At 64.5% G+C, this 17,239-nt stretch carries 13 protein-coding genes; 6 read left to right on the forward strand and 7 right to left on the reverse strand.

What is annotated here, in order from left to right; all coding sequences use genetic code 11:
• Positions 1–38: 38 nt before the first annotated feature.
• From EI545_RS18380 to EI545_RS18390, 3 genes are all read right to left on the reverse strand, one after another.
• Entirely contained in the window at positions 39–3,164 is a 3,126-nt protein-coding gene (locus EI545_RS18380; protein WP_125326808.1) for a valine--tRNA ligase, read from the reverse strand.
• Positions 3,165–3,238: 74 nt separating this feature from the next.
• Complete coding sequence (locus EI545_RS18385) at positions 3,239–4,066, reverse strand: hypothetical protein (RefSeq protein ID WP_125326809.1); 828 nt, start codon at positions 4,064–4,066, stop codon at positions 3,239–3,241.
• Positions 4,063–4,509, reverse strand: coding sequence for an ABA4-like family protein (locus EI545_RS18390; RefSeq protein WP_125326810.1), 447 nt, complete (start codon positions 4,507–4,509; stop codon positions 4,063–4,065). The genes EI545_RS18385 and EI545_RS18390 overlap by 4 nt, the downstream gene beginning before the upstream one ends.
• A gap of 96 nt (positions 4,510–4,605) precedes the next feature.
• Between EI545_RS18390 and EI545_RS18395 the strand changes: the two genes are divergently transcribed.
• Complete coding sequence (locus EI545_RS18395; RefSeq protein WP_125326811.1) at positions 4,606–5,244, forward strand: TetR/AcrR family transcriptional regulator; 639 nt, start codon at positions 4,606–4,608, stop codon at positions 5,242–5,244.
• Positions 5,245–5,292: 48 nt separating this feature from the next.
• Here EI545_RS18395 and EI545_RS18400 read toward each other — a convergent pair whose 3' ends face one another.
• Entirely contained in the window at positions 5,293–5,724 is a 432-nt protein-coding gene (locus EI545_RS18400; protein WP_125326813.1) for an Lrp/AsnC family transcriptional regulator, read from the reverse strand.
• 213 nt (positions 5,725–5,937) lie between these two features.
• Between EI545_RS18400 and EI545_RS18405 the strand changes: the two genes are divergently transcribed.
• The 4 genes from EI545_RS18405 (at position 5,938) to aguB (ending at position 11,483) form a co-directional block, all read left to right on the forward strand.
• A complete protein-coding gene (locus EI545_RS18405) occupies positions 5,938–7,083 on the forward strand; it encodes a type III PLP-dependent enzyme (protein WP_125326814.1) in 1,146 nt (381 codons plus the stop codon).
• A gap of 81 nt (positions 7,084–7,164) precedes the next feature.
• Entirely contained in the window at positions 7,165–9,450 is a 2,286-nt protein-coding gene (locus tag EI545_RS18410; protein ID WP_125326816.1) for a xanthine dehydrogenase family protein molybdopterin-binding subunit, read from the forward strand.
• Positions 9,443–10,510, forward strand: a complete 1,068-nt coding sequence (locus EI545_RS18415; RefSeq protein ID WP_125326817.1) for a DUF2235 domain-containing protein — start codon at positions 9,443–9,445, stop codon at positions 10,508–10,510. Before EI545_RS18410 ends, EI545_RS18415 begins: the two co-directional genes overlap by 8 nt.
• A 97-nt stretch (positions 10,511–10,607) precedes the next feature.
• Entirely contained in the window at positions 10,608–11,483 is an 876-nt protein-coding gene (aguB, locus tag EI545_RS18420; protein ID WP_125326819.1) for an N-carbamoylputrescine amidase, read from the forward strand.
• Between the two features lie 56 nt (positions 11,484–11,539).
• On the opposite strand, the gene EI545_RS18425 is transcribed toward aguB, so the two are convergent.
• Together EI545_RS18425 and gltX are read right to left on the reverse strand one after the other, a co-directional pair.
• Positions 11,540–12,832 (reverse strand): citrate synthase, encoded by a 1,293-nt coding sequence (locus tag EI545_RS18425; RefSeq protein WP_425471603.1) that lies wholly within the window; start codon positions 12,830–12,832, stop codon positions 11,540–11,542.
• Positions 12,833–12,927: 95 nt separating this feature from the next.
• On the reverse strand, positions 12,928–14,349 hold the full coding sequence (gene gltX, locus EI545_RS18430) for a glutamate--tRNA ligase (protein WP_125326821.1): 1,422 nt from the start codon (positions 14,347–14,349) through the stop codon (positions 12,928–12,930).
• A 78-nt stretch (positions 14,350–14,427) separates the two neighbouring features.
• On the opposite strand from gltX, the gene EI545_RS18435 reads away from it, so the two are divergent.
• Entirely contained in the window at positions 14,428–16,542 is a 2,115-nt protein-coding gene (locus tag EI545_RS18435) for a ComEC/Rec2 family competence protein (RefSeq protein WP_245990177.1), read from the forward strand.
• Here the strand turns inward: EI545_RS18435 and lexA are convergent.
• Entirely contained in the window at positions 16,536–17,222 is a 687-nt protein-coding gene (lexA, locus tag EI545_RS18440; protein ID WP_125326823.1) for a transcriptional repressor LexA, read from the reverse strand. The genes EI545_RS18435 and lexA overlap by 7 nt on opposite strands.
• Between the last annotated feature and the right edge of the window lie 17 nt (positions 17,223–17,239).

The raw sequence follows: 17,239 nt of genomic DNA on the forward strand, positions 1-17,239 counted from the left end.
ATCCCCGCCGGAGGCTACTCCGGCAGGGCAAAGCACTGTCAGCCAAGGTCTGCAAGCCGGGCCAGAGCGGCGCGGAGCTTCTCGGCTTCCTCCTGCCGGGCTTCAAGGTTCGACTGCGCTTCCATCACCACATCCTCGGGCGCGGAACGGGCGAAGTTCGGGTTGTCGAGCCGGCCCTTGAGGCCCCCGATCTCTTTCATCAGCTTGTCGAGCGCCTTTTGCAGGCGGGATTTCTCCTCGGCGATGTCGATCAGGCCTTGCAGCGGAATCGCGAAGGCCGCGCCCTCCGCCGCGACCGCGATGGAGCCTTTGGGGGCAGGGCCTTCGGTCACATTGTCCACCCGGGCAAGGCGCTTGATCAGCGCCTCATTGCGCTGGAAGGCCTGCCGCGCCTGATCGGTCAGGCTGGTGGCCACAAGGTCGGCCTTTAGCCCCACCGGCACATGCACCTGCGCGCGGGCGCTGCGGATGTCGTCGATCAGGGTGGTGACGAAGGACATTTCCTGTGCGGCTTCGGCGTCGATCAGGCTGGCGGGCAGGGTGGGCCAGTCGGTGTGGACCAGCAGCTTCTCGCGCTTGCCCGTTGTCCCCCACAGCTCTTCGGTGATGAAGGGCATGAAGGGGTGCAGAAGGATCATCGACTGGTCAAGGACCCAGGCCATCGTCGCCCGCGTTTCGGCGGCATCAGGGCCGTCGAACAGCGGTTTGGCGAATTCGACATACCAGTCGCAGACCTTGCCCCAGACGAACTTGTAAAGCGCATCGGCGGCGGTGTCGAAGCGGAACTCCTCCAGCGCCGCGTTGACCTCGGCAAGGGTTCGGGCGGTTTCGCCGATGATCCACTTGTTCGCTGTGGCTGTCGGCGTTGGGGCAGGGCCGGTCGCGTGACCTTCCCAGACCCCGTTCATCTCGGCAAAGCGGCAGGCGTTCCACAGCTTGGTGCCAAAGTTCCGATAGCCCGCGATGCGCTGGGTATCCAGCTTCAGCACGCCGCCAAACGAGGCCATCGCCGCATTGGCGAACCGCAGCGCATCGGCGCCGTATTCGTCGATGATCTGCAACGGGTCGATGACGTTGCCAAGCGACTTCGCCATCTTCTTGCCCTTGGCGTCGCGGACAAGGCCGTGCAGGTAGACGGTGTGGAACGGGATGTCACCCACCACGGCCAGTTGCATCATCATCATCCGGGCGACCCAGAAGAACAGGATGTCCTGCCCTGTGATCAGGACCGAGGTGGGGAAGTATCTTGCCAGTTCGGGCGTCTGGTCGGGCCAGCCGAGCGTGCCGATGGGCCAGAGGCCGGAGGAGAACCAGGTGTCGAGGACGTCGGGGTCGCGGTACAGCAAGACAAAGTCCGCCTTACCATTCTTTAGCCAGCCGCTCTCTGGCTGTTGAACATCCTTGTCGCGTGGCAAGAAGGCCGCAGTCTCGTCCGCATCCTCGTACCAGCCGCGACCGTCCGCTTTTCCCGTCAAACCAACCCAAGAGACGCCGTAATACTTCTTGGCCAGATTAAAGGCTTCTTCTTCAGAGGCAGCGCAGAACGGGATTCTATCGGTGCTATCGAAGTCAACTCCGAAAAGGGCGTCGTCTTTTCGAGGCAGTCCATACCAAACCGGAATCTGATGCCCCCACCAAAGCTGGCGGCTGATGCACCAGGGTTCGATATTCTCCAGCCAGTGGTAATAGGTCTTCTCGCCCGAGGGCGGGATGATCTTCGTGCGGCCCGAGCGCACGGCCTCCAGCGCGGGTTCGACGATCTGGGCGGTGTCGACGAACCACTGGTCGGTCAGCATCGGCTCGATCACTACTTTCGACCGGTCGCCGAAGGGCTGCATGATCGGCTTGGACTCGACATAGGGCACCAGTTCCAGGTGCTCGGCCCCGGTTTCCTTGTCTACGGATTTCTTCAGGGTGGTGACCGCCAGCCCCTCTGCCGTGATCTGCTCCACCACGCGCTTGCGCGCCTCGTAGCGGTCCAGCCCGCGCAACTCGTCGGGGACAAGGTTCAGCGCGTCAATCTCGGCTTCCGTCTGCGTGAAGGGCTGTTCCACGAAACCGGGCGTCGCGTAGCCCTTGGCGACCAGCCAGGCGCGGGACATGCGGCCTGCAATCTCTGCCGCCTCGGCATAGGGCGCGCCATCGGCCCGCATCTGGGCGCGGGTATCAAGCAGGCGGTAGCAGGGAATGTCCGCCCGCTTCGCGACCGCATAGTCGTTGAAGTCATGCGCGCCGGTGATCTTGACGGCACCGGAGCCGAAGGCCGGGTCGGGGTATTCGTCGGTGATGATGGGGATCAGGCGGCGATGTTCCTTCGGGCCCACCGGAATTTCGCATAGTTTCCCGACGATTGGCGCGTAACGTTCATCTGATGGATGAACCGCAACTGCACCATCCCCCAGCATGGTTTCGGGCCGCGTTGTGGCGATGGCGATGTAATCCCGCGTCTCGCGCAGGGTCACGTTCCCCTCGGCGTCCTTTTCGATGTACTCGTAGGTCTGCCCGCCGGCGAGCGGGTATTTGAAGTGCCACATGTGGCCGGGGACTTCGGTATTCTCGACCTCAAGGTCGGAAATCGCGGTCTCGAAATGCGGGTCCCAGTTCACCAGCCGCTTGCCGCGATAGATCAGGCCCTTGTTGTAAAGGTCGACAAAGACCTTGATGACGGCGTCGTGGAAGTTGCCCTCTTCCCCGGCGGGGGCGCCCGGAGCGCCGGACATGGTGAACGCCTCACGGTCCCAGTCGCAACTGGCGCCCAGCCGTTCCAGCTGCGAGCGGATATTGCCGCGCGACTTTTGCTTCTGCTGCCAGACCCGCGCCAGAAACTTCTCGCGCCCCATGGTGCGGCGGTCGGGTTCCTGCTGCAGCGCCATCTCGCGTTCGGTCACCATCTGGGTGGCGATCCCGGCGTGGTCGGTGCCGGGTTGCCAGAGCGTGTCGTCGCCCTGCATCCGGTGCCAGCGGGTCAGGATGTCCTGCAGCGTGTTGTTGAAGGCGTGGCCCATGTGGAGGGAACCGGTAACATTCGGCGGCGGGATCATCACCGAAAAGGCCGGGCGGCCGGGCTTGGCATTCGCCCCGGCGGCGAAGGCCTTGGCGTCAAGCCAGGCTTTCGAAATCCGGGCCTCGGCTTCAGCGGCGTTGAAGGTCTTTTCCATTGGCATTGCGGGCGTCCCTGTCCTGTCGCGCGGTGTTTAGCGCGGGGGACGCCCAAGGAAAAGCGGCATCCGCTGATGAATTACCCAAGGAAGGGCAGGAAGGGCCGGCCTTGCAGGGCCTGGGCGAAAGTGAAGGCGACAAGCGCCACGAACAGCGCCGCTGTCGCCCAGACGATCCGCACCGCCTGTGCCGGGGCCAGCCAGACCGCCAGAAGCCCGGCGACGGGCACGAAATGCAGCGCATGGGTGGCGAGGAAATGCGCCACCCGCAGGTCGCCCGCATCACGCGACCAGCCCATCAGCCAAAGCGCGCGGGTCGATGTACCAACGAAATGCCCGCCATTGCCGGACAGGTATCCGGCGACGGGGACAGTCAGGAAGAACGTCAGGACCAGCCCAACGCCAACGGCCATCCGCAGGGCCGGGTCCAGCGCCGCGTCGCGATTGCGCAGGATCGAGATGCCCATGACAAGGCTGGCCGAGGTCAAGAGGACCGCGAAGGCGCCCATCACCGGGTAGACGGCAGCAAGCAGCGGGACGTCGGTGTTGAAGTGCGACGCGCTGTTCAGCATCGCGGCACCGGACAGCCAGACCACTTCCCCGAGGATCGCGATGACCACTGCGGCGGCGAACCAGCGCCATGGGCGGCTGTTTCGGGTGCTCTGCGGCATGTAGCGCGCAAAGAACGCCAGCGAGACCGTGTACACGCCAAGCGCGTAGTGGAACTTTATCGGCTTGATCCAAGGGCTTTCGCCCTGAAACAGGCGGGCGTCCAGGTTGAGTGCCGCGTAAAGCGGAACAAGGCCAAAGGTCAGAAACAGCGCCAGAACCGTGAAGGCCGGGGCATCGCTGGCCATGCGGTACAGGGCGGGAGCAGGTGATCCCGGGGCGGAACTGAGGGCGGTCATGCAATCGCTCCCGTCATCCGGGCCCGTGCGGCAAAGCTGCCGCGCAGGGCTGTGAAGGCAAGGAAACCTGCCGGCCCGAACAGGAATGTCAGCACAAGGCAGGGCAGGACGAGCAGGTGGTTGATCCCCTCGGCCCGCGCAGTGCGGGTGATCCACGCCCCGACGAACAGGTCGAAGGCCAGGTAGTGGACCCACCCCGCAAGGGCGACGCCCGGATCAGTGAACAGGGCCATCACCGCAGCAAGCGAGTCAAAGCCGCCCGGTGCGTCGGACCAGTGAACCAGGATCAGCGCAGTGTAGCCAATCGACAAGAGCACGGGCATGAGAAGGGCCGCCACCATATCGGCGATGCGCGGGGCAATCGGGGACAGGGCAAGCGTCAGCCAGCCCAGCATGGCCATCGGGCCGGTCAGTTGAAACAGCGCGTGCGGGTCGGGGGGCATGGTCTTCTCCTATCTTGACACTGTCAGGATAGGGGGCGGTTGCGCTCAGTCAAGGAAAATTTTGACAGTGGCAAGATGAGACGCTATTCGAAGGCCATGAGTGGTAACCCTCCAAAATTGCGCGATCTTGCATCGTCCTGCCCGCAGGTCGCGGAGCCGCGACCCTATCACCACGGCGACCTGAGGGCCGCACTTCTGGCCTCGGCAGAGGCGGAACTGGCCGAGCGCGGGATGGAGGGATTCTCGCTTCGATCCGTGGCAAAGCGCGCCGGGGTCAGCCATGCCGCCCCGGCGCATCACTTTGGCGACGCCCAAGGCTTGCTGACTGCGCTGGCCACGGAAGGCTTTCGGCAGTTCCACGCAGCCCAAACCGCGCGCGAGGCTGTCGCGGACAAGGATCCGGCGTCGCAACTGGTTGCTGCCGGCCTTGGCTATGTGGATTTCGCGATGGCGCGCCCGACCTTGTTTCGGCTTCTCTGGCAGTCAGAGCGACCAAATTTTTCGGACCCTGATCTGGAAGTGGCGGCGCGCGCTGCCTACCAGCATCTTGTGGATCAGGTCATGGCCGCCGGGGGCCGGTCCGGCGCGGATGAGGCCGCGGCATGGGCGGTGTCGCACGGTCTGGCCGACCTTCTCGCTGCGGGCCGCTTGAAGGGTCTTGGCAGCCTGCCCGCCGAGGCGCGCGATGCGATGGTGGCCGAAATCATCCGCCGTGTGCTGCCAAGCGCTGGCTGAAACACCTGTCGCAGGTCTGCTGATACCCAAGGCAAGACGACCCCGCCGTTACACCGCGCGGTCGATCTTCGTGCTCAGGTGGATCAGGCTTTCGGAACTGCGCACTCCGGTCATCGCACCGATCTGGTCCAGCACCTGATCCAGAACCTGGGTGTTCGGGCAGGCGACCTGCAGCAGAAAGTCGAAGCGGCCGGAGGTGGTGAAGACCCGCTCCACCTCGGCAATTGACCGCAGGCGGGTCAGGACGGCGGCCTGCGACCGCGGCTCGATCGTCAACAGGACGCTGGCGCGCAGCCTGCCTTCGCGCGCGCCTTCGCCCAGCTTCAGCGTGTAGCCGGCAATGATGCCGCTGGTCTCCAACCGCTCCAGCCGCGCCTGGACGGTGGAGCGGGCCACCCGCAGGCGCCGCGACAGGGTGGCCACCGACATCCGCGCATCGGCGCTGAGAAGGCCAAGTATGTTGCGATCCAGCTCGTCCATTCAATCTGCCAGTCTTTTCGTCATTATAACGAGCCTTCGCCGCATTTATACAGTTTTGTTCGGTGAGTTTGTACAGCATATGCCTCATCCTCCACTGCAGGAAAAGGGCGGCTCATACGCACCTGGCCTGGTTCACTTGAAACCACGCTGGTGCCCGGTCCCAAGCTGCACAGGGAAGGGCGAAGCGTCTTGTTGGCAAAGGGAAATACGCCGATGGGACTTTCCAAAACGATCTGGACCAATCCGACCGAATATCTGCGGACCCAGCAGCCCGAAAACCCGGTGCTGTTCTTCGCGCCCTCGGCGGCGCAAGCGGCGGCGCGTCGCTTCATTGACGGCTTTCCCGGCATGGTCACCTATGCGGTCAAGTCGAACCCCGGCGAAGCGATGGTCGAAAACCTGTCCGCAGCGGGGATCCGCGGCTATGACTGCGCCTCGCCGTTCGAGATCGACCTGATCCGCCGCCTCGCCCCCGATGCGGCGATTCACTACAACAACCCGGTGCGCGCGCGGCACGAGATTGCCTATGCGGTGTCCCGGGGGGTCAAAAGCTACAGCGTTGATTCGAAATCGGAACTTGCCAAGCTGATCGAGATGGTGCCGGTTGACGGCACTGAAATCTCGGTCCGCTACAAGCTGCCGGTGGCGGGTGCCGCCTACAACTTCGGTGCCAAGTTTGGCGCGACGGTCGAACTGGCTGTCGAACTGCTCAAGGACGTGGCGGCGGCGGGGTACATCCCCTCGCTCACCTTCCACCCCGGCACGCAATGCACCGATCCCCACGCGTGGGAGGCCTATATCCGCGAAGGTGCCAACATCGCCCGCGATGCAGGCGTGACTATCGCGCGGCTGAACGTCGGTGGCGGGTTCCCCAGCCACCGGATGTCGGCCATCCTGCCGCAGATCGAGGAAACCTTCGCCCTGATCGACCGGGTGACGTCCGAAGCCTTCGGCGACAACCGTCCTCTGCTGGTCTGTGAACCCGGCCGGGCGCTGTGCGGGGATGCCTTTGCCCTCGCCGCCCGGGTCAAGGCGCTGCGCGATGACACGCATGTGTTCCTGAACGACGGGGTCTACGGCACCCTGACCGAGCTGCCGATGATCGGCGTGATCGACCGGATCGAAGTGCTGTCGCCCGAAGGCGCCAAGCGCACGGGTGAGGCGCAGCCGCGCACTGTCTTTGGCCCGACCTGCGATTCGGTTGACCGGCTGCCGGGTGAGATTCCCCTGCCGTCAGACATGGCCGAGGGCGATTTCGTGATCTGGCAGGGGATGGGGTCCTACTCCACCGTCACAAACACCCGGTTCAACGGCTTTGGTGAGTTGCAGATGGCCACGGTTCTGGGTCTGAAGCTGTAAGCCACAACATTCGCGTGACATGCAAGCGCCCGGCTGGACATTCCCAGCCGGGCGCTTAGCCTTTGGATCGGAGGTGTCCTGATGGAACAACTGAAATTCGGGATTTCCCAACCGCTGAAGCGGCGCGAGGACGTGCGGTTCCTGACCGGCGCGGGCCGCTATGTGGGCGATCTGGTGCCGACGGACGCGCTTTGGGCGGCGTTTCTGCGGTCGGACCATGCGCATGGGCAGGTCGTCGCGCTGGATGTGACCGAGGCGCGCGCAATGCCCGGGGTGCAGCTGGTGCTGACCGCAGCGGACCTTTTGGCCGCGGGCGTCGTGCTGGGCATGAAGGGCGAACAGATCGAAACCCGCGACGGTGGGGTGGGAGCAGGGCCGGAACGGCCGGTTCTGGCGCAGGACCGCGTCCGTTTTGTGGGCGAAGCGATTGCGATGGTCGTCGCCGACACGCCCGAGGCGGCGCGGGATGCGATCGAGGCAATTGCGATAGATATCAACGCACTCGACCCCGCTCTTGATCTGAAGCCTCAAGAGCTGACGATCCACACTGAGGCACCGCAGAACCGCGCCTTTGATTTTGCCTTTGGCGATGTGGCCGGAACCGAAGCGGCGCTTGCCAAGTCGGCCCACCGCATTTCGGTTGAGGTGATCCACAACCGCGTCACCGCCGCCCCGATGGAACCGCGCGCGGCCTTTGCCGAATGGGACGGGGACCGGCTGCACCTTTGCGTCAACGGGCAGGGCGTCTGGACCCAGCGCAACGAACTGTCCCGGATGCTGGGCCTGCCGCGGGATCGGGTGCGGGTCACCAACCCCGATGTCGGCGGTGGCTTTGGCATGAAGGGGATGACCTACCCGGAATATGTCGTGGTGGCCGAGGCTGCGCGCCAGTTGGGTCGCCCCGTCGCCTGGATATCCACCCGCAGCGAGGCGATGCTGACGGACAATGCCGGTCGCGATCTTGTGGCGCAGGCAGAGTTGGGTTTTGATTCGGACCATCGGATCACCGCCTACCGCGTCGATCTGGTGACGAACCTTGGCGCCTATAACTCGCAGTTCGGGCAAGCGATCCAGACGGAGCTTTTCGCCAAGGTCCTGACCGGGGTCTACATGGTGCCGAACGCCGCGCTGCTGGCGACCGGGGTCTACACCAACTCGGTCCCCATCGACGCTTATCGCGGCGCCGGGCGGCCCGAGGCGATCCTGACGGTGGAACGCGCGATGGATCACGCCGCGCGGGTGCTTGGGGTCGACCCGGTGGCGCTGCGCGAGAAGAATGTCATCCGCACCTTCCCGCATATCACGATGGAGGGTGAGGTCATTGATGGTGGTGACTTCGCCGGGCTGTTGCAGACGGTGGCCCCGCGCGCTGCCGGATACGCCGACCGTCTGGCCGCCAGTCAGGCCAAAGGCCGGCTGCGCGGGCTGGGCGTTGCGTCCTATATCGAGGCAATCCTTGGCGCCCCGGACGAAATCGCCCGGCTGGTGCTGGATGAAGATGGGGGGGCCACCCTCTATGTCGGCACCCAGTCGAACGGGCAGGGGCATGAAAGCGTCTATTCCCGCATGGTCGCGGAAAGCACCGGCATCGCGCAGGATCTGGTGCGGATCGTCGAGGGTGACAGCGATCGCATCGCCCGCGGCGGTGGCACAGGCGGGTCGCGATCCGTCACCGTGCAAGGCACGGCGACCCGGGCGACCGTCGGTGCCATGGTCACCGCGTTTGAGGCGTTCCTTGGTCAGGAATGGGGGCTGGACGGGGTGGAATTCACCGACCACCGCTTTGGCGCAGCCGGCACCAACCTGCGACTGTCTTTGCCCGAGGCGGCAGCGCTTGCCCGTGCCAAAGGCCGGATGGACCTGATCGACCGCAGCGAAAAGATCACGCTGGACGGGCGGTCCTTTCCCAATGGCGTCCACCTTTGTGAGGTGGAGATTGACCCGGAAACGGGTGCCCTGACGTTGGACCGCTATTCCGTGGTGGATGATTTCGGCGTGCTGATCGCCCCCAATCTGGTTGAAGGTCAGGTCCATGGCGGGATCGCGCAAGGCTTCGGTCAGGCCGTGACCGAATGGCTGGTGCAGGATGACAGCGGTCAGGTCCTGACCGGCAGCTTCATGGACTACGGGATGCCCCGTGCCAGTGATCTGCCGATGTTCGGCTTTGCCGAACAGGGCGTGCCGACCCGGACCAACCCCCTTGGCATGAAGGGCTGCGGTGAGGCTGGGACCGTCGGCGCGCTGGCAGCGATTTCCAATGCCGTGCGCGATGCGCTGGCACCTGTTGGGGTGACCCGCGTCGACATGCCCTTCACGTCCAACCGCCTTTGGACCTGGATCACGGAGGCCCGCCACGCGCCTGTTTGACCGCCTTCGCAGCTTTTTCCGCCGGGGTGTCGAAGCCACGCAGGAACCGGCCCCCGCGCCAAAGCCGGGCTGGGTGCGGGGGCGTGTCGACCATGTGGTGATTCTGGACGGCACATTGTCCTCGCTTGATCCGGGCTGTGAGGGGAATGCCGGCCTTCTGTTTCGGCTGTTGCAGGAATCCGGCCCTCGGGCCAACCGGAGGCTCTACTATGAGCCGGGCATGCAGTGGGAAGGCTGGCTGCACGGCGTCGCCCTGCTGGAAGGGCGGGGTGTGGCCCCCCAGATCCGCCGGGCTTATGGCTGGCTGGCCAGCGGCTATCGTGAGGGCGACCGGATCTTCCTGTTCGGCTATTCGCGCGGCGCCTTTGCCGTCCGGTCGCTGGCCGGGGTGCTGGACCGGATCGGACTGGTCAAGCACGACTGCGCCACCGAACGCATGGTGACGCTGGCGTGGCGGCATTACGAACGTGCGCCTGACAGCCCCGCGGCCCGGGCCTTTGCGCAAGGCTTCTGTCATCAGCAAACCCCGGTCGAGATGGTTGGCGTCTGGGACACGGTCAAGGCGCTGGGTCTCCGGCTGCCGTTCTTCTGGATGTTCGCCCAGGATCAGCACGGGTTTCACAACCATCAGCTTGGGGCATCCGTGCGTCACGGCTTTCACGCCCTTGCCCTGAATGAAACGCGGGCCGCCTTTGCGCCGGTCTTGTGGGATTGCCCGCCGGAGTGGCAGGGCAATGTCGAACAGATGTGGTTTCGCGGCGCCCATGGCGACATTGGCGGCCAGATCGGTGGCTTTGCACCCGCGCGCCCTTTGGCGAACATCCCGTTGGTCTGGATGCTGGACCGGGCCGAGGCGCTGGGCCTGATGCTGCCCGAAAACTGGCGCGCCCGCTTTCCCTGCGATGCCAACGCCCCGATGGTCGGCACTTGGCGCAGCTGGGGCAAGGCCTTCCTCTTGCGCCGCCGCCGGGTGATCGGGCGCGACCGGTCCGAGCAGGTGCATCCGACCGCCGCCAAGTCGGCTGCCGGGCGTTGGCCGCAGGGGTTGCCCGCCGAATAGCCCTTCCGGCTTGCTCTTTTCGCAAATACTCTCCGGGGGTGCGGGGGTGGAAAACCCCCGCTTTTCCACGCTTGCAAGCATAAATCCGGGGCCATGCATGAGACACGTCACCGTCGCCGCCACGCAGTTTGCCTGCACATGGGATCTTCCCGCCAACGCCGACCGGGCCGAGGCGCTGATCCGGCAGGCGGCGGGGCAGGGTGCCAATATTGTGCTTGTGCAGGAACTGTTTGCCGCCCCCTATTTCTGCATCGAACAGCATCCCCGCTATTTCGATCTTGCCCAACCGGCCGAGGGGCATCCGCTGATCACCCGCTTTGCCGCCCTTGCGGCAGAGCTTGGGGTGGTCCTTCCGGTCAGTTTCTTTGAACGCGCGGGGCCTGCCTTCTTCAACTCAATCGCGATGGTGGATGCGGATGGCCGGGTTCTGGGCATCTACCGCAAAAGCCACATCCCGCAGGGTCCGGGGTATGAGGAGAAGTACTATTTCTCGCCCGGCGATACCGGCTTCAAGGTCTGGGACACGGCCTTTGGCAAGATCGGCGTCGGGATCTGCTGGGACCAGTGGTTTCCGGAATGTGCCCGCACTATGGCGTTGATGGGGGCGGAGATGCTGCTTTATCCCACGGCGATCGGGTCTGAACCCCCCGCGCCCGGCTATGACAGCCAACCGCATTGGGAAATGGTGATGCGCGGCCACGCGGCGGCGAATATCCTGCCCGTCGTCGCCTCGAACCGGATCGGGACGGAAACCGCACCTGACGGCCGGGACGTGACGTTCTACGGGTCGTCCTTCATCGCCGATCACACCGGGCTACTTTGTGCCAAGGCACCCCGCGATGCTGAGGCTGTGCTGGTTCACCAGTTCGATATTGATGCCATCGCGGCCCTGCGGGCCAGTTGGGGCCTTTTCCGCGACCGCAGGGTCGATCTTTATCGCCCGGTCGGCACGCTGGACGGGCGCAGCAGCTAGGCAATGAAAAAGGGCGGCCCGATGGACCGCCCCGATGTCATGCCGCGCCGGATGCCTTAGCGGTGGCGCAGGTCCACATAGTCGCGCGTGGTCGGCCCGATATACAGCTGACGCGGGCGGCCGATCTTCTGGGTCGGGTCGGCGATCATCTCTTTCCACTGGCTGATCCAGCCCACAGTCCGCGAAATCGCGAAGATCGGGGTGAACATCGAGGTGGGGAAGCCCATCGCCTCAAGAATGATGCCCGAGTAGAAGTCGACGTTCGGGTACAGTTTCTTCGAGACGAAATATTCGTCCTCCAGCGCGATTCGCTCCAGTTCCTTGGCGACTTGCAGCAGCGGATTGTTCTCGACGCCCAGAAGACCCAGCACCTCGTCCGCCGATTCCTTCATCACCTTGGCGCGGGGGTCAAAGTTCTTGTAGACCCGGTGGCCAAAGCCCATCAGGCGGAAGCCGGAGTTCTTGTCCTTTGCCTTGGCGATATATTCCGGAATCCGGTCAACGGTGCCGATTTCCTTCAGCATCTCAAGGCAGGCCTGATTTGCCCCGCCATGCGCCGGGCCCCAAAGGCAGGCAATCCCGGCCGCGATACAGGCGAAGGGGTTGGCCCCCGACGATCCCGCCAGACGCACGGTCGAGGTCGAGGCGTTCTGTTCATGATCCGCATGCAGCATCATGATCCGGTCCATCGCCTTTTCGAGGACCGGGTTGACCACATAATCCTCGGCTGGGACGGCAAAGCACATGTGCAGGAAGTTGCCGGAATAGCTGAGGCTGTTCTTGGGATAGACGAACGGCTGGCCGACCGAATACTTGTACGCCATCGAGGCGATGGTCGGCAGCTTGGCGATCATGCGGATTGCCGCAACCTCGCGCTGCCAGGGGTCAGTGATGTCGGTGCTGTCGTGGTAGAACGCAGCCATCGCGCCGACCACACCCACCATCGTGGCCATCGGATGCGCGTCGCGGCGGAAGCCACGGAAGAAATAGTGCATCTGTTCATGCACCATCGTGTGATTGGTCACCCGGTTGGTGAAATCGGCCAGCTGCGATGCCGTCGGCAGTTCGCCGTACAGCAGCAGATAGCACACCTCAAGGTGGGTGGACTTCTCTGCCAGCTGCTCGATCGGATAGCCGCGATACAGCAGTTCGCCTTTGTCGCCGTCGATATAGGTGATGGCGCTTTCACAGGCGGCGGTCGAGGTGAAGCCGGGGTCGTAGGTGAAGACATCCGCCTCGCCGTAAAGCTTTCGGATATCAAGCACATCGGGCCCGACCGTGGGTTTGTGCACGGGCAGATCATAGGTCTTCCCGTCCAGGCTCAGCTTCGCAACTTTGTCCGACATCATCTTTTCCCCGGTGTGGCAGCGCGTCCCATGGCAGGGGCGGCCCTTGGCTATCCTGCACCAAGCCTTGGTGCAGCTTCAAGACCGGGGGGCGCAGGTCACATGCACGCGTCCTTCAGCCTTGCAACGGTTTCATCCTGACCGATGACCAGCATCATGTCATAGACGCTTGGTGTGACACTTTTGCCCGCGATGGCCGCCCGAAGCGGGGCGGCAAGTTTGCCGAAGCCAAGGCCATTGTCGGCCGCGACCTGGGTCAGGATGGGCTCCAGAGCCTCTTTCGTCCAGCTAGCATTTTGCAGCTGCGGCGTCAAGATTTTCAGTATACCACAGGATACCGTATCAAGCGCCGTCGCGGATTTCTCGTCCGGAACAATTGGACGGGAAATCAGAATAAAATGCGCTTTTTGAATAAGTTCCGGGAATGTCTTCGCGGACGACTTCAGGAATGGCATCGCCTTGGCCATCATCTCCGCCTGTGCAGCGGTCAGCGCAGGAAGCCCCGCTGCGACCATGTAGGCGGTCAGTTCATGCAGCAGTGCAGCATCATCCGCCATGGCCATGTGGTGACCACAGGTGTTTTCCAGTTTCTTGAAGTCAAGCCGCGCGGGCGCCTTGCCGATCCCCGATAGATCGAACATCCGCTTGGCTTCCTCGGTTGTGAAGATCTCGGCATCGCCATGCGCCCAGCCAAGCCGGGTCAAGTAGTTGCGCATCCCCGCCGCCGGGTAGCCCATCGCCTGATACTCCTCGACCCCCGTCGCACCATGGCGTTTCGACAGCTTCTTGCCATCCGGCCCGTGGATCAGCGGAATATGCGCCCAGACCGGGATGTCCCAACCCATCGCGTCATAAACCATCTGCTGGCGCGCGGCATTGTTCAGGTGGTCGTCGCCGCGAATGACATGGGTGACTTCCATGTCATGGTCATCCACCACCACCGCCAGCATGTAGGTGGGCGTGCCGTCGGACCGCAGCACGATCATGTCGTCCAGCGTGGCGTTCTGGATCGTGACCCGGCCTTGCACCTGATCGTCGATCACCGTCTCGCCCGTCCGGGGCGCCCGCATCCGGATGGAGTAGGGCGCGTCGGGATAGGTCGCCGGGTCCGCATCACGCCAGGGCGACAGGAACACGGGGTAGCGGCCCGCAGCCTCCTCCGCTGCGCGAAAGGCGGCAATCTCTTCCTGCGTTGAAAAGCACTTGTAGGCCGTGCCGCGCGCCAGCATCTGGTGGGCCACCTCGGCGTGGCGGTCCTTGCGGGCGAACTGGCTGACCACCTCGCCGTCCCAATCCAACCCCAGCCAAGTCAGCCCGCGCAGGATGGCGGCCGTAGCTTCCGGCGTCGACCGCTCACGGTCGGTATCCTCGATCCGCAGCAGGAACTTGCCGCCACGCCCCCGGGCATAAAGCCAGTTGAACAGCGCCGTCCGTCCGCCGCCGATGTGCAGATAGCCGGTGGGCGAGGGCGCAAAGCGGGTGACGACAGGGCGCGAGGGGTGGTCAGTGGCTGCGGGCATCGGGCGTATTAACCTTTCGGAAACCATGGGGGGCCTAGGTTGCCTTGGGTCTTAGGCAATCATGGGGGCAAGGACAAGGTGGCCGCAGACCACAGGGGCATCCGCCTGATCCTGTCGCCGCTATATGCGCTGCAGGCGGCGCGGGGCACGCTGTTCCCATGGGTTGCAGTTCTGATGGGCTGCGGCGTTGCGGGATGGTTTGCCGTGGCGGCAGAGCCGGGGCTTGGCAGCTACAGTCTGGCGACAGTCCTCCTTTGCGCCGGCATCCTCCTTGGTCTGCGCGGGGCCGAGCTTTGGCGGCCGCTGGCTCTGGCCCTTGCGGCCCTTGCGGCAGGATGGCTTGCCGCCGGCATCCGGGCCCATGCCGTCGATGCGCCGATGCTGACCTTTCGCTACTACGGCCCGGTCGAGGGGCGGATCGTCGCCATCGATCGGTCCCAGTCGGATGCCCTGCGCCTGACGCTGGACCGCGTGGTCCTGCGCGAGGTGCCCCCGGACCGCTCGCCTGACCGGGTGCGCGTCTCGCTTCAGGGCGACCAGCCCTGGCTGCGCCCGGCCCCCGGCCAAGTGGTGGTGCTGACCGCCTCACTGGCCGCGCCGGAGGGGCCGGTAGAGCCGGGGGGCTTTGACTTTCGCCGCATGGCGTTCTTTGATCGGCTTGGCGCGGTGGGCTACACCCGAACCCCGGTCCTTGTGTTGGAAGAGCCTGAAAGCGGCACTCTGCCCATCGACCGTTTGCGCCGCCATCTGACGGCAGGAATGCTGGCGCAGATGAACGGCCAACCGGGCGCCTTTGCCGCCGGGGCAATGACGGGCGACCGCTCCGCCATCACGGAAGAGACGGTGCAGGCCCTGCGGGACAGCTCGCTTGCGCATCTTCTGGCGATCTCGGGCATGAACATGGCCTTTCTGACCGCCTTCGTCTTTGCGCTGTTTCGCTATGGTCTGGCGCTTGTGCCCTTTGTGGCCTTGCGGGTGAACACCAAGAAGGTGGCGGCGGTGGTCAGCCTTGGCGTGGCCGCTTTCTATCTGCTGTTGTCCGGGGCGAATGTCGCGACGGAACGCGCCTTCATCATGATTGCGGTGTTTCTGGGCGCGGTGCTTCTGGACCGCCGGGCCCTGACCCTGCGGTCGGTCGCCGTGGCCGGGGTGATCCTGCTGGCAACCAAGCCGGAAAGCCTGCTGGAGCCCGGCTTTCAGATGTCCTTCGCCGCAACCATTGCGCTGATCGTGGGCTTTGCGGCGCTGGATGGCAGCATCTACCGCCAGAAGCTGCCGCGTTGGGCGATGCCGGTCTTTACGCTGGTGTTAAGCTCCGTCATCGGCGGCTTTGCGACAGCGCCCTATGCGGCGGCGCATTTCAACCGCTTCACCGACTACGGGCTGTTGGCCAATGTGATGACGGTCCCGGTGATGGGGGCCGTCATCATGCCCGCAGGCGCGGTCGCGGCCCTGCTGGCGCCGCTGGGCCTTGCCTGGCTGCCGCTGTGGGTCATGGAACAGGGCGCGCGCTGGATCCTGTTCGTTGCCCATTGGATCGCGGGGCTGGAAGGGTCAGTCACCGCGATCCCCGAGCCGGGGCCATGGGTGTTGCCGCTACTGACCATGGGGGCGATCTGGATCATCCTCTGGCGGGAACGGATCCGCTGGCTGGGCCTGATGCCGGTCGTTCTGGCCTTCGGGCTTTGGACACAAGCCGAACGCCCGCTTTTGCTGGTCTCGGGCGATGGCAAGCTGATCGGGCTGGCCTCACCCGACGGCCGGGTCCTGTCCGCGCCGCGGGGGGGCGGATTTGCCGCCGAAAGCTGGCTGGAGAATGACGGTGATCTTGCCGGCCAGACCCTTGCCGCCGCGCGCGAAGGGTTCACCGGGCCTAGGGGTGAACGCTGGTTCCAGATCGGCGATCTTTCGGGCGTCGTGCTGTCGGGCAAAGGCGCCGCAGCAGCGGTTGGCCCGGCCTGCGCAACCGGGTCCTTGGTCATTCTGGCCGAGGTTGCGGACCCGGTCCCAGAAAACTGCCGCTTGATCGATGCAAAAACCCTGCGGGCCACGGGTCCCTTGGCCATCTGGCCCGGGGAAGGGGGGCTGCAGATCGTGGTGACAAAACAAGCCAAGCGGCTGTGGTCAGGCCCAAGGCGCGCTTACGATCTGCCTGACCTGAGGTCTGACGCAACAGCCCCTGTGGATCAGTAACTACGGATCAGGCCCACCAAGCGCCCCTGCACCTTAACCAGATGATCGGGGAACACCCGCGTCTCATACGCCGGGTTTGCCGCCTCAAGCGCGATCATGTTGCCACGGCGGCGAAAGCGCTTCAGCGTTGCCTCGTGGTCTTCAACCAAAGCCACGACGATATCGCCATTCTCGGCCGAGGATTGTTCGCGGATCACCACGATGTCACCATCGTTGATCCCCGCCTCGATCATGGAATCGCCTTTGACCTCAAGCGCGTAGTGCTGACCCTTGCCCGACAGCATCGACCCCGGCACCGCAACGTGGTGCGACACTTCCGAGATCGCCTCAATCGGAACACCGGCGGCGATGCGGCCCATGACCGGCAGTTCCATGGCGTGGACGGCAACAACCTCCATCGCGGCGCGGGGCGGGTCACTGCGGTTTCCGTCAATCACCCGCAGGGTGAAGCCGGGCTTTTCCATCGCATCGGGCAGCTTGATGATTTCCAGCGCCCGCGCCCGGTGGGCAAGACGGCGGATGAACCCCCGTTCTTCCAGCGCGGTGATCAGCCGGTGGATCCCGGATTTGGACCGCAGGTCCAGCGCATCCTTCATTTCATCGAAGGACGGGGGAACGCCGTCCCGATCCATCCGGGTCTTGATGAAATCGAGAAGTTCCAACTGTTTGCGTGTCAGCATGTCCGGCCCCCGACCTT

This window comes from Tabrizicola piscis, assembly GCF_003940805.1.
Classification (GTDB): Bacteria; Pseudomonadota; Alphaproteobacteria; order Rhodobacterales; family Rhodobacteraceae; genus Tabrizicola; species Tabrizicola piscis.